Here is a 13,414-nt window from a genome sequence, read left to right as displayed (position 1 = left end):
GGAGCAGCCGGGGCGCCGAGCGGGATGATCACGCCGACCGAAGCCAGCACGTCACCGAAGTAGTCCTCGCCGTCGTCCTGCGGGACGTCGTCGTTCAGGAACGCGCCGATGCTGTCGTTGTCGGCATCGATGCGGTAGGCCAGTTCGGCGCGGATCGCGGCACGCTTGTTCGCGAACGAGCTCTGGATACCGGCACCGATCTTGCCGGCCAGGTGGCCGTCTTCACGCTGCGCCGGGGAGTTCGGGTTCGGGAAGTTGTCGTATTCCTCTTCCGCGCGCTGGTAGCCCAGGCCCATCACGATGTACGGATTCCAGCCGCGGCCGTCGACCAGGAAGTGGCGACGGGCGTCGATCGACAGGCCGTACTGGCTCCAGTTGAGGTCCTGGTTACGGTCGACCTTCGGGTTCTGGTAGTTCAGCTCGCCATCGATCGACCAGTTCGGCGTGATGAACTTGCCGAGGCCGATCGCACCGAACGGCGCGTTGCGCGTGCCGCGGTCGTTGTCCTGGATGTTGAAACCGGCGGAACCCGTCAGGTACCAGCGGTCGTCGAAGTCCTGCGCGTTCACCGCGCCGGCCACGCTCAGGCCACCCAGCAGAGCGGCGCAGAGGAGTTTCTTGTTCATTTATCTGTCTCCTTGATAGATCGAAGTGAAACCGCGGCTTCGTGGTGTTCACCGTGCAAGACGGCTACGGGGATTCAAGCCATCGGGGCGCAGCCTAGGTTCGGCGTTGTGAAAGCAGTGTTAACAGCGATCTAACTTCTGTCGAAGTTCCGTGAACCGTTCGACTCGCGTCATTTGGCATTAAGGGACGTCGCGCGGATGTGCACGCACAGCGCTTCTCCCGTATTGATGGGAACGCTCACCCGGCGGGTCACCCGCAGGCCTTGGTTGCGACGCCTGACAGGCGCACGCTGCCGGGATGGACGCCCCCACTCGTCTGCCTGCGCTGTTTGTGTCCCATGGCTCACCACTGCTCGCGGTGGAGGACTCGCCTGCCGGGCGCTTCCTCGATGGCCTTGGCGATGCGCTGCCTCGACCGCGTGCGATCGTCGTGGCCAGCGCGCACTACGCCAGCGCGCGCGCCGCGGTCGGCGCGCACCCGCGGCCAGCGACCGTGCACGACTTCAACGGTTTTCCCGCGCCGCTGTACGACATCGTCTATCCGGCGCCCGGCGATCCGGACCTGGCGGCGGACATCGCCGCGCGGCTCGAGGACGCCGGCCTGGGCGCATCGTTGCAGCCGGCGCGCGGACTGGACCACGGCGTGTGGGTGCCGCTGCGCCGCATGTATACCCAAGCGGACATTCCGGTGGTGCCGCTGTCGGTGCTGCCGGATGCCGACGCGGCCACCCACATCGCGATCGGCCGCGCGCTGACGCCGCTGCGCGATGAAGGCGTGCTCGTCGTCGGGTCCGGCGGCTTTGTGCACAACCTCGGCGACCTCGACTGGGCGCACCGCGACGCACCCTTGCCCGCGTGGGCCCTCGCCTTCAGCGACTGGATGCACGCCGCGATCGCTGCGCGCGACTGGGCAGCGCTCGTCGACTGGCAGCAACAGGCGCCCAATGCACGCCATTCGCACCCCACCGTCGAGCACCTGATGCCGCTGTTCGTCGCGCTTGGCGCGGCCGGCGAGGCACCGGAGCCGCGCGTCCTGCACCGATCGCACCAGCTCGGCTCGCTCGCGCTCGATGCGTTCGCCTTCGACTGATTCCCCTTCCCTTCCCTGCCCGGACCCGCCGCAATGAAAGCCGTTGCCCTGACCCGCTACCTGCCGATCGACGATCCGGACGCGCTCGTCGATGTCGAACTGCCCGACCCGCCCGCACCGTCCGGCCACGACGTGCTGGTGCGCGTCGACGCCATCTCGGTCAACCCGGTCGACGCCAAGCTGCGCGCGCCGAAGCCCGCCGTCGAGGCCAGCCCCCGCGTGCTCGGCTTCGATGCGGCCGGCGTGGTCGAGGCCGTCGGCGATGCGGTCACGTCGTTCGACGTCGGCGACCGCGTCTACTACGCCGGCGACGTGACCCGCCCGGGCAGCAACGCGCAGCGTCAGCTCGTCGATGCGCGGCTGATCGCACTGGCGCCGACGTCGCTGGACCCGGCGCAGGCCGCCGCGCTGCCGCTGACCGCGCTGACCGCGTGGGAGCTGCTGTTCGAACGGATGGGCTTCGATGCCGAACGCGGCGGCGTCGGCCATTCGCTGCTGGTCATCGGTGGCGCCGGCGGCGTCGGCTCGATCGCGATCCAGCTCGCGCGGCGCGCGGGCTTCACCGTCATCGCCACCGCTTCGCGCGATGCGACGGTCGCGTGGTGCCGGCGGATGGGCGCGCACCACGTGATCGACCACCGCCAGGCGCTGGGGCCTCAGCTGGAGGCGGTCGGCCATCGCCAGGTCGATGCGGTGCTGAACCTCGCCGACACGAACCGGTACTGGCAGGCCATAGGCGAGGTCGTCGCGCCGCTCGGCCGCATCGGTCTCGTCGTCGGTCCGAGCGCGTCGGTGGACATCGGCGACCCGTACAAGGACAAGGGCATCAGCCTGCACTGGGAGTTCATGTTCGCCCGCGCCAAGCACCGCACCGCGGACATGGCGCGGCAGGGCGAGATCCTCGCGCGCGTTGCGGCGCTGGTGGATGCCGGCGAGCTCGTCTGCACGTGGACCCAGACGCTCGGTCCGATCGACGCCGCCCACCTGCGCGAGGCGCACCGTCGCATGGATGCCGGCACCACGATCGGCAAGCTCGCCCTGGCCGGCTGGACCTGACGCAGCCGTCCGGGCCCGCTTGTAAGGCGGGGGCTTTCCCGGCATCGTGCCCGCTCCATACGCCCGCGTATCCCGAGCATGACGGCCGACGCCCCGAGTTCCGCTTCCCCGCACCGCGACCCGGTCGTCGATCCGGCGGAGCGTTCGCCGTACCCGCACCTGCTCTCACCGCTCGACCTGGGCTTCTGCACGCTGCCCAACCGGGTGCTGATGGGCTCGATGCACACCGGCCTCGAGGACCGCGCGGCCGACTTCCCGAAGCTGGCCGCGTACTTCGCCGAACGCGCCGAAGGCGGGGTGGGCCTGATGGTCACCGGTGGCTTTTCGCCAAACATGACCGGGTGGCTCAAGCCGTTCGGCGGCACGCTGCGCTGGCCGTGGCAGGCCGGCAAGCACCGCCAAGTCACGCGCGCCGTGCAGTCGCACGGCGGGCGCATCTGCCTGCAGATCCTGCATGCCGGCCGCTACGGCTACCACCCGCTGCAGGTCGCGCCGAGCCGGCTCAAGGCGCCGATCAATCCGTTCACCCCGCGGGCGATGTCGGGCTTCGACGTGCATCTGGCCATACGGGCCTTCGTCCGCACCGCGGTGCTGGCCCGCGAGGCCGGGTACGACGGCGTCGAGGTGATGGGCTCGGAGGGCTACCTGCTGAACCAGTTCACCGTGCCGCGCACCAACCACCGCACCGACGCGTGGGGCGGCGACGCGGCGCGACGCCTGAACTTCGTGGTGGAAATCGTCCGCCGCATCCGCGAGGCCTGCGGGCCGGACTTCATCCTGATCTATCGGCTGTCGATGCTGGACCTCGTGGCCGACGGCTCGCGCTGGGACGAAGTGGTCGCGCAGGCGCGCGCGGTCGAGGCCGCTGGCGCGACGATCATCAACACCGGCATCGGCTGGCACGAGGCGCGCATCCCCACGATCGCCACGTCGGTGCCGCGCGCCGCGTTCTCGGGCATCACGGCGCGGCTGCGGCCCGAGGTCCGCGTGCCGCTGGTCGCGACCAATCGCATCAACATGCCCGACGTGGCCGAGGGCATCCTGGCGCGCGGCGAAGCCGACATGGTCTCGATGGCGCGGCCGCTGCTCGCCGACCCGCAGTGGGTGGCCAAGGCGCGCGCCGGCCGCGCCGACCGCATCAACACCTGCATCGCCTGCAATCAGGCCTGCCTCGACCACGTGTTCGAGAACAAGACCGCCAGCTGCCTGGTCAACCCGCGCGCGTGCGCGGAGACCGAACTGAACTACCTGCCGACGCCCTCCCCCAAGCGCGTCGCGGTCGTCGGCGCCGGGCCCGCCGGCCTCGCCTGCGCCACGGTGGCGGCGGGCCGCGGCCACCGGGTGACGCTGTTCGATGCCGGCACGGAGATCGGCGGCCAGTTCAACCTGGCCAAGCGCATCCCCGGCAAGGAGGAGTTCCACGAGACCCTGCGCTACTTCCGCGCGCGGCTGGACGAGACGGGCGTCGACGTGCGGCTGCAGACCCGCGCCGACGCCGCCGCGCTCGCCGGCTACGACGAGGTCGTGCTCGCCACCGGCATCGCGCCGCGCGCGGTCGACTTTCCGGGGGCCGACCACCCGAAGGTCGTCAGCTACCTCGACGTGCTGACCGGGCGCGTGGTGCCGGGCCGCCGGGTCGCGATCATCGGCGCCGGCGGGATCGGCTTCGACGTGGCCGAGTTCCTGGTCCACGACGGCGCATCGACCACGCTCGCGCCTGACCGCTGGCGCGCCGAATGGGGCGTGGACCTGCGCTATGACGGCAACCGCGGCGGCCTCGCCGAGCCCGAGCCCGAGCCGCCCGCCCGCGAGGTCTGGCTGCTGCAGCGCAGCCCCGGCAAGCCGGGGGCGCGGCTCGGCAAGACCACCGGGTGGATACACCGGGCCACGCTGAAGGCGAAGGGCGTGCAGATGCTCGGCGGGGTGACCTATGAGCGGGTCGACGAGGCGGGCCTGCACGTGCGGGTCGGCGACCAGGCCTATGCGCTGCCGGTCGACCACGTGGTCGTCTGCGCCGGGCAGGAGCCGTTCAAGCCGCTCGCCGCGGAGCTGGCTGGCCGGGTAGCGGTGCACGTGATCGGCGGCGCCGACGTCGCGGCCGAGCTCGACGCGAAGCGGGCCATCGACCAGGGCAGCCGGCTCGCCGCGGCGCTCTGACGGCAGCGAAGCCGCCCTGGGCCGCCCGTCGCCAGACGCGACCCTCCCCCGATCGGGGGAGGATCCGGCGCATTTCGCCCCTCCCGGCCTGGCCGACCCCAAGCTCTGGGGGTATGCGTTCGTGACGGCCCGCACACTCCCTTGACACGCTGAAACGCTGGCGGGACGCGGCTTCCAGCGGCCTGTTCAGATCAAAAACCTCAATTCAATCCGTCACTTAGCGTTTCAGCGTTCAGGCGACGTTTAGGAATCCGCCGCTAGGGTGCGCCCACTTTCTCCGCCCCGGCCTGGGCGGAACCCTCCACCGGCTCGCCGCTGCTGCGGCCGGTGACCGGGGCCAAGCGCGCCGCAGAGCCGCCGCCCTCCCCAGTACGCCATGCCGGATCCGCCCGCGATTGCCGTCCTTTTCACCAGGCGGTCATCACAGTGCGGCCGGCGCAACGGAGCAAGGAGTCGTTCATGAAGTTGGCTTGGATCATGTGGCTGGCCTCCGTGCTGCCGCCGCAAACCGCCGATTCGCTGTGCCTGAGCACCACCGTGTACCTCGAGGCCCGCGACCAGTCCGTCCGTGGCCAGCAGGCCGTCGCCGAGGTCGCCCTGCGCCGCCGTGACAGCGGCCTCTGGGGCGACACCGTCTGCGACGTGGTGACCGCCCGCAAGCAGTTCGCCCCAACGATCGTGTCGCCGAACACCCGGCTGCGGAACACCGAGGCCTGGGCCGAGGCCGTGACGATCGCGCTCGACGCCGAGCGCAACTGGGCGCTGCCGGTCGGCGAGCGCAAGGAAATCGTCCCCGGCGCCAGCCACTTCGCCGCGCTCGCGATCGCCCAGCCGTCCTGGCGCACCGCATACCAGGTGGCGACGATCGACGGCCACACCTTCTTCAAGGTGCAGTCGCTGAAGCCGCGTCGCTCCTGATCGCCGCTCCTGATCGCCGCTCCTGATCGTCGATCCTGATCGCCGCTCTGATCCGATCGGATCGGACCCGACACGCCGCGCCCACGGCGCACGGTGATCGCCAGGACACCGCACGACCGTACCGATGCCCGACCGCAACTGGCGCCGGAACGTCCGGCGCCGATGCCGTGGCGAGCCGGGTGCGCATTCGCAGCCGATGCCCGGGCGGTTGACGGCCCCTCCCCGAAACGAAAACGCGCACCCCAGGCAGAGCCCGGGGCGCGCGTCGGGCCGGCACGATGAAGGTGCCGGCGATGCAGCGTCGAGTCAGCGCTTGTCGATCGGCACGTAGGCGCGGTCCTCGGGACCGGTGTAGTTCGCGCTCGGGCGGATGATCTTGCCGTCCTCGCGCTGCTCGATCACGTGTGCGCTCCAGCCGGTGGTCCGCGCGATCACGAACAGCGGCGTGAACATCGGCGTCGGGATGCCCATCATGTGGTACGCCGATGCACTGAACCAGTCGAGGTTCGGGAACATCTTCTTGGTGTCCATCATCAGCGTCTCGATCCGCTCGGACACGTCGAACAGCGTCCGGTTGCCGCCGCTCTCGCACAGTGTCTTCGAGATCGCCTTGATGATCGGGTTGCGCGGGTCGCCGATCGTGTAGACCGGGTGGCCGAAGCCGATGACGATTTCCTTGCGCTCCATGCGCGCGCGGATGTCGGCTTCCGCCTCGTCAGGCGTCGCATAGCGGCTGATGATGTCCATCGCCACTTCGTTCGCGCCGCCGTGCTTCGGGCCGCGCAGCGCGCCGATCGCGCCGGTGATGCACGAGTGCAGGTCCGAGCCGGTGCCGGCGATCACGCGCGCGGTGAAGGTCGACGCGTTGAACTCGTGCTCGGCGTACAGGATCAGCGACTTGTCCAGCGACTGCGCGTGCAGGTCGCTGGGCGGCTCGCCGTGCAGCAGGTGGAGGAAATGCCCCGCGACCGTGTCGTCGTCGGTCTCGACGTCGATTCGCCGGCCGTTGCGGGTGAAGTGCCACCAGTACAGCAGCATCGAGCCGAAGCTGGCGATCAGCTTGTCGGCGATGTCGCGCGCCTCCGACGCCGGATGGCCCTCGCGCTCGGGCAGCACGGTGCCGAGCACCGAGCAGCCGGTGCGCATCACGTCCATCGGATGCGCGTTGGCGGGCACCAGCTCGAGCGCCTCGGCGACGATCGCCGGCAGGCCGCGCAGGCGCTTGAGCTTGGTGCGGTAGGCCTTCAGCTGGGACGACGTCGGCAACGTGCCGTGCACGAGCAGGTGCGCGACTTCCTCGAACGTCGACTTCGTCGCCAGGTCGTGGATGTCGTAACCGCGGTAGTGCAGATCGTTGCCGCTGCGGCCGACGGTGCACAGCGCGGTGTTGCCGGCGGCGGTGCCGCTGAGGGCGACGGACTTCTTGGCCTTCGGCAGCACCTGGGCAGAGTCACTCATGAACGGTCTCCTGGAATGGATCCGGCGTCGCGGACCGGGGTGTCCGGTCGGGTCGTGCGCCGGCGTTATCGATGAAAGAAGGGATAGCAGCAACGCGGGCAATCAAGCCGGGCGACGACAGCGTCGCCATGACCGCGGCGGGCCGGATCGAGCCCGCCGCGGTCCGCGGGCGGACGGACGCGCCGGCGGAGAGGTGACAGGGGGACTCCGTATCGAGAGGACCTGTGCGCTCCGTCGGCCGACCATTCCGGATCACGAGCCCGCCGGCCATCCGCGTGACCTCACTTGTCCTGCGCGAACAGCGCGTCGAGCTTGTCTTCGTAGGCGTGGTAGCCGAGGAAGTCGTAGAGCTCGGCGCGCGTCTGCAGCGTGTCGATGATGTGCTTCTGCGTGCCGTCGCGCCGCACGGTCTCGTAGAAGTGCAGCGCGGCCTTGTTCATCGCCCGGTACGCACCGCAGCAGTACAGCGCGATGTCGACGCCTGCTTCGCGCAGTTCGTCGGTCGTGTAGAACGGCGTGCCGCCGAACTCGGTGAGGTTGGCCAGGATCGGCACCTTCACCGCCTGCTTAAAGCGGCGGTAGTCGTCGAGCGAACCCATCGCCTCGGGAAAGATCATGTCGGCGCCGGCCTCGACGTAGGCCACCGCGCGCTCGATCGCCGCGTCGACGCCCTCGACCGCGGCCGCGTCGGTGCGCGCCATGATCACAAACGACGCATCGGTGCGTGCATCGACCGCGGCCTTGACCCGATCGACCATCTCGCCCCGGCTGACGACTTCCTTGCCCGGACGGTGGCCACAGCGCTTCTGGCCGACCTGGTCCTCCATGTGCACGGCGGCGACGCCGACGCGCTCGAAAGAGCGGATCGTGCGGCCGATGTTGAACGCCCCGCCCCAGCCGGTGTCGATGTCGACCAGCAGCGGCATGCCGGTGGCGTCGACGATCCGGCGCGCGTCGGTCAGCACGTCTTCCATCGTGCTGATGCCCAGGTCCGGCATGCCGAGCGAGTTCGCGGCCACGCCGCCGCCGGACAGGTACAGCGCCTTGTAGCCGGTGCGCTTGGCCATCAGGCCGGCGTACGCGGTGATCGCGCCCATCACCTGCAGCGGAGTTTCGTCGGAGAGGGCGGCGCGAAAGCGCGCGCCGGCGGAAGTCGAAGTCATGGCGTCTCCTGGTGAAGCGGCCATTTTAGCCGACCGCGACGGCGCGGCCCGCGGCGCGGGCCTGGCGGGGCGGGGTCGCCGCCCTCACCCACCGGCGTCGGCGCCGCGGCCGAGCGCGCGCCGCACCTCGTCCAGCGCGCCCGGGTCGTCGAGCGTCGACAGGTCGCCCGGGTCGCGGTCCTCGGCCAGCGCCTGGATCGAGCGGCGCAGCAGCTTGCCCGAGCGGGTCTTCGGCAGCGCGTTGACGACGTACACGCGCGCCGGCCGCGCGACGGCGCCGAGCTGCTCGACCACGCGCTGCTGGATGCGCGCGGCCGCCTCGCCCGAGGTCTCGCCCGTCCCGCCCTGCTTCAGCGTCGCGAACACCACCGGCACCTGGCCCTTGAGTTCGTCGTGGACGCCGACCACGGCCGCCTCGGCGACGCTGGCGTAGGTCGAGCACGACTCCTCGATTTCGCGCGTGCCGAGCCGGTGCCCGGCGACGTTGATGACGTCGTCCGTGCGGCCGAGGATGTACGTGTAGCCGTCGGCGTCGCGGATCGCCCAGTCCAGCGAGCTGTACAGCAGCTCGTTGAAGTGGCTGAAGTAGCTGGCGACAAAGCGCGCGTCGTCGTTCCAGATCGTGGTCATGCAGCCCGGCGGCAGCGGCGGCTGGATCACCAGCACGCCCTTCTCGCCCGGCGCGACGTCGGCGCCGGTCTGGTCGTCGATCACGCGCAGGTTGTAGCCGGGCATCGGCAGGCCCGGCGAGCCGAACTTCACCGGCTGCAGGTCCAGGCCCGGCATCAGCGCGAGCACCGGCCAGCCGGTCTCGGTCTGCCAGTAGTTGTCGATGACGGTCTTGCCCAGGCCTTCAGTGACCCACTGCGCGGTCGGCTCGTCGAGCGGCTCGCCGGCGAGGAACAGCCACTTCAGCGCCGACAGGTCGTGCTTGCGCAGCCACGACGGGTCCTGCTTCTTCAGCACGCGGATGCCGGTCGGCGACGAGAACATCGTGCGCACGCCGTAGCGCTCGCAGATGCCCCACCACACCGCGGGGTCCGGGTTCGTCGGCAGGCCTTCGTAGAGGATCGACGTCGCGCCGGCGATCAGCGGGCCGTAGACGTTGTACGAATGGCCGACCGCCCAGCCGACGTCGGACGTCGAGAACATCACCTGCCCGGCGCGCACGTCGTAGATCGACCACATCGACAGCGCCATCGCCACCGCGTAGCCGCCGACGTCGCGCTGCACGCCCTTGGGCTTGCCGGTCGTGCCGGACGTGTACAGCAGGTAGCTCGGCTCGTTCGATTCGAGCCACTCCACGTCGACCTGCGCCCCGTCGAACCGCGCGCGCAGCGGCGCGTAGGCAACGTCGCGGCCGGGCGTCATCGCAGCATCCGGATCGAGGCCGCGGCTGACGACCAGCACCCGCGGCGGCGGCGACGCGGCCTCGGCACAGGCGGCGTCGACCAGCGGCTTGTACGCAATCACCTTGCCGCCACGCATGCCGGCGTCGGCGCAGACGAGCAGCTTCGGCGTCGCGTCGTCGATGCGCAGCGCAAGGTTGTGCGCGGCGAACCCGCCGAACACCACCGAATGCACCGCGCCGATCCGCGCGCAGGCCAGCATCGCGAACACCGCCTCGGCCATGTTCGGCATGTAGATCACCACGCGGTCGCCGCGGCCGACATCGAGCGAGCGCAGCACCGCGGCGAACGCATTCACCTCGGCGTGCAGCTCGCGGTAGCTGACCTCGCGGGTGACGCCGGTTTCGCTGGAGATCGCCACGAGCGCGAGCTGGTCGCCGCGCGCGGCCAGGTGCCGGTCGACGGCGTTGTAGCAGAGGTTGGTCTGGCCGCCGACGAACCAGCGCCGGAACGGCGGGTTCGCATAGTCGAGGATCTGCCGCGGAGCGACGTGCCAGTGGATCGCCTGCGCCTGCTCGGCCCAGAACGCCTCCGGTTCGTCGACGGAGCGTCGGTGGAATTCCTGGTGCGTCGTCATGCGGCCTCCGCAGCTGTCCGTGAAGGCTAGTCCGGCCGCGGTACGTGCGCGTTAGGACATTGGTCGAACCGCCGGCGTGCGGCGGGCGCACAAACGGACGGGGCGACCCGAAGGCCGCCCCGTCGCGATACAACCATCGGCCGTGCCCGGCTGCGCGGGCCGGCAGGCTTACGCCAGCAGGTGCGCGACGCCGGCGCGCTCTTCCTCGAGCTCGGCCAGGGTCTTGTCCATCGCCGCGCGGCTGAACTCGTCGACCGGCAGGCCCTCGACGCGGGTGTACTCGCCATTGGCGGTCGTCACCGGAACGCCGTACATCACGCCTTCCGGGATGCCATAGCTGCCGTCCGACGGCACGCCCATCGTCACCCACTTGCCGTTGCTGCCCAGCACCCAGTCGCGGATGTGGTCGATCGCGGCGTTGGCGGCCGACGCGGCCGACGACAGGCCGCGCGCCTCGATGATCGCCGCGCCGCGCTTGCCGACCTGCGGGATGAACGTGTTGGCGTTCCAGTCGGCGTCGTTGATATTGTCCTTCAGCGACTGGCCGTTGACCGTCGCGAAGCGGTAGTCCGGGTACATCGTCGGGCTGTGGTTGCCCCACACGACCAGCTTCTCGATGTCGGCCACCGCCACGCCGGCCTTGGCGGCCAGCTGCGACAGCGCGCGGTTGTGGTCCAGCCGCAGCATCGCGGTGAAGTTCTTGGCCGGCAGGTCCGGGGCGGACTTCATCGCGATGTAGGCGTTGGTGTTGGCCGGGTTGCCGACCACCAGCACCTTCACGTTGCGGCTGGCGACCTTGTTCAGCGCGGCGCCCTGGGCGGTGAAGATCTTGGCGTTCTCGAGCAGCAGGTCCTTGCGCTCCATGCCCGGGCCGCGCGGACGCGCGCCGACGAGCAGGGCGATGTCGGCATCCTTGAACGCCACTTCGGCGTCATCGGTGCCGACCATGCCGGCCAGCAGCGGGAACGCGCAGTCCTCCAGCTCCATCATCACGCCCTTGAGCGCGGCCTGCGCCTTCTCCATCGGCAGCTCCAGCATCTGCAGGATGACCGGCTGATCCTTGCCGAGCATCTCGCCCGAGGCGATGCGGAACAGCAGCGAGTAACCGATCTGGCCGGCAGCACCGGTGACGGCAACGCGGACGGGAGTCTTCATGGGTGGGTCCTTCGTGCAGAAAAATGGGAAAGGTTGGAAAGGGAATCGGGCGCGGCGCGTCAGAACACGCGATAGCCCAGCGGCGCCAGCCGGTCCTTCAGCTCGGCGGTGTTGTAGCCGTACACCACGTGCTGGCCGACGACCGTGGTCGGCACCCCGCGGGCGCCCAGCGCCTGCATGGCGCGGTCGCCCTCGGGCGTATCGACGTCGAGCACGCGGTAGCGCACGTTGGCCAGTTCGAAGGCCTTCTGCTGCTTGCGGCAGTAGCCGCACCAGTCGGCGGCCATCATCACGATGCGCGCATCGCCGGTGGCATGGCGCGGGTCGTCGGGGTGCAGCGCGGGTGCTTCATTGCCGCCGCGAACGTGCAGGTAGCCGCCAACGGCGGCCACCGCGATCAACACCCAGAGCATCCGCATCGGCGACTCCGCGTCGGGCCGGCAGGCCGTGTCAGGCCAGTTCGGCGAAGAATTCCTGGAACCGCTGCAGCCCCGGCGCCAGCTGCGGCGTCGGGCACGTGTAGCTGATCCGCAGCGCGCGCGGCTCGCCGAACGCCGAACCGGGCACGCAGGCCACGCCCTTGGCTTCGAGCAGGGCATCGCAGAAGTCGACGTCGCTGTCGATCTTCTTGCCGCTCGGGACGTGGGTCTTGCCGAACGCCACGCTGATGTCGGGGAACACGTAGAACGCCCCCTGCGGGCGCGGGCACACGACGCCGGGGATCGCATCCATCACCGCCATCACCTGGTCGCGCTTGGCCTGGAACTCGGCGCACTTGGCCGTCGGCACGTCCTGCGGCCCGGACAGCGCCGCCACCGCCGCGGCCGTGACGATCTCGGGGATGTTGGTGATGTGGTTCGAGTTCATCGTCGCGATCGCCTGGGCGACCGGCTCCGGCCCGGCCAGGAAGCCGACGCGCCAGCCCGGCATGCCGTAGGTCTTCGACAGCGAGTCGAGGAAGATCACGCGGTCGCGCAGCTCGGGGCGCGCGTGAACGAAGTTGTGGTAGCCCAGCCCGTCGAACACCATCCGGTTGTAGATGTCGTCGGTGATCACCCACGTGTCCGGGTGCTTGACCAGCACGTCGGCGAGCGCGTCGATCTCGGCCTTGGTGTAGACCATGCCGGTCGGGTTGGACGGGTTGTTGAACAGGAACACCTTGGGCTTCTTCGCCAGCGCCGCGTCGAGCTGGGCCGGAGTCAGCTTGTAGTCCTGCGCGGCCGGGCACGGCAGCAGCTCGATCGTGGCGTTGACGATCTCGGCGATATCGACGTAGCTGGTCCAGTACGGCGTCGGGAACACGATCGTGTCGCCCTCGTCCAGCAGCGCCTCGGCCAGGTTGTAGATCACGTGCTTGGCGCCGATGCCGGTGGCGACGTTGACCCGGCCGTAGCCGGTCAGGCCGATCTTGCCGATGTGCTCGAGGAACGCATCGAGCAGCGCGTCGGCGCCCCGGTTGCTGCCGTACTGGCCGCTGTCCTTAGCCAGCGCGTCGCGCGCGGCGGCGTACACGTGCTCGCCGGGCAGGAAGTTCGGGACACCGATCGAGAAGCTGATGATGTCGCGGCCTTCGGCCTTCAGGCGCTTGGCCTTGTCGGCAACCTGCATGATCGCGCTGGGCTTGGCGCGACCGATGCGCCGGGCGAGCTGGGGCATCGCGTGGACCTCGTGGGGAGTCGATGGGGAGGACCGCCCCGAACAGCGTCTCGGCGCGCCGCGAAGGCCGCGCCGAACATCCGCCGGACGACGGGAATCGAGCCCCGAAATGGTATCACGCGGCCGCCGCCGGGCCGGGCTGGTCCTTT

11 protein-coding genes are annotated in these 13,414 nt (G+C 70.1%); 4 read left to right on the top strand and 7 right to left on the bottom strand.

Going from position 1 to position 13,414, the window contains the following annotated elements; all coding sequences use genetic code 11:
- Positions 1-626: outer membrane beta-barrel protein (locus D3A60_RS14310; protein ID WP_157981502.1), on the bottom strand; the 626-nt coding region annotated here is incomplete at its 3' end.
- A gap of 298 nt (positions 627-924) precedes the next feature.
- Between D3A60_RS14310 and D3A60_RS14305 the strand changes: the two genes are divergently transcribed.
- The 4 genes from D3A60_RS14305 to D3A60_RS14290 all read left to right on the top strand — a co-directional run bounded on the left by D3A60_RS14305 (position 925) and on the right by D3A60_RS14290 (position 5,847).
- On the top strand, positions 925-1,716 hold the full coding sequence (locus D3A60_RS14305) for a DODA-type extradiol aromatic ring-opening family dioxygenase (protein ID WP_119719465.1): 792 nt from the start codon (positions 925-927) through the stop codon (positions 1,714-1,716).
- 33 nt (positions 1,717-1,749) lie between these two features.
- Positions 1,750-2,772: a zinc-binding alcohol dehydrogenase family protein gene (locus D3A60_RS14300; RefSeq protein WP_119719464.1), complete on the top strand. Its 1,023-nt coding sequence runs from the start codon at positions 1,750-1,752 to the stop codon at positions 2,770-2,772.
- A 78-nt stretch (positions 2,773-2,850) separates the two neighbouring features.
- A complete protein-coding gene (locus D3A60_RS14295; protein WP_119719463.1) occupies positions 2,851-4,929 on the top strand; it encodes an NADPH-dependent 2,4-dienoyl-CoA reductase in 2,079 nt (692 codons plus the stop codon).
- A 459-nt stretch (positions 4,930-5,388) separates the two neighbouring features.
- Entirely contained in the window at positions 5,389-5,847 is a 459-nt protein-coding gene (locus tag D3A60_RS14290) for a cell wall hydrolase (RefSeq protein ID WP_119719462.1), read from the top strand.
- A gap of 306 nt (positions 5,848-6,153) precedes the next feature.
- Here D3A60_RS14290 and prpC read toward each other — a convergent pair whose 3' ends face one another.
- The 6 genes from prpC to D3A60_RS14260 all read right to left on the bottom strand — a co-directional run bounded on the left by prpC (position 6,154) and on the right by D3A60_RS14260 (position 13,265).
- Entirely contained in the window at positions 6,154-7,305 is a 1,152-nt protein-coding gene (gene prpC / locus D3A60_RS14285) for a bifunctional 2-methylcitrate synthase/citrate synthase (RefSeq protein ID WP_119719461.1), read from the bottom strand.
- Positions 7,306-7,586: 281 nt separating this feature from the next.
- Positions 7,587-8,468, bottom strand: a complete 882-nt coding sequence (gene prpB, locus D3A60_RS14280; protein WP_119719460.1) for a methylisocitrate lyase — start codon at positions 8,466-8,468, stop codon at positions 7,587-7,589.
- A gap of 84 nt (positions 8,469-8,552) precedes the next feature.
- Positions 8,553-10,454, bottom strand: coding sequence for a propionate--CoA ligase (gene prpE, locus D3A60_RS14275; protein ID WP_119719459.1), 1,902 nt, complete (start codon positions 10,452-10,454; stop codon positions 8,553-8,555).
- Between the two features lie 168 nt (positions 10,455-10,622).
- Positions 10,623-11,609: a malate dehydrogenase gene (locus D3A60_RS14270; RefSeq protein WP_119719458.1), complete on the bottom strand. Its 987-nt coding sequence runs from the start codon at positions 11,607-11,609 to the stop codon at positions 10,623-10,625.
- Positions 11,610-11,668: 59 nt separating this feature from the next.
- Positions 11,669-12,028, bottom strand: a complete 360-nt coding sequence (locus D3A60_RS14265) for a glutaredoxin family protein (RefSeq protein ID WP_119719457.1) — start codon at positions 12,026-12,028, stop codon at positions 11,669-11,671.
- Positions 12,029-12,059: 31 nt separating this feature from the next.
- A complete protein-coding gene (locus D3A60_RS14260) occupies positions 12,060-13,265 on the bottom strand; it encodes a pyridoxal phosphate-dependent aminotransferase (RefSeq protein WP_119719456.1) in 1,206 nt (401 codons plus the stop codon).
- Between the last annotated feature and the right edge of the window lie 149 nt (positions 13,266-13,414).

The sequence above is a fragment of the Cognatilysobacter tabacisoli genome (assembly GCF_003586305.1).
Classification (GTDB): Bacteria; Pseudomonadota; Gammaproteobacteria; order Xanthomonadales; family Xanthomonadaceae; genus Cognatilysobacter_A; species Cognatilysobacter_A tabacisoli.
This window is presented reverse-complemented; position numbering and strand designations above follow the sequence as displayed.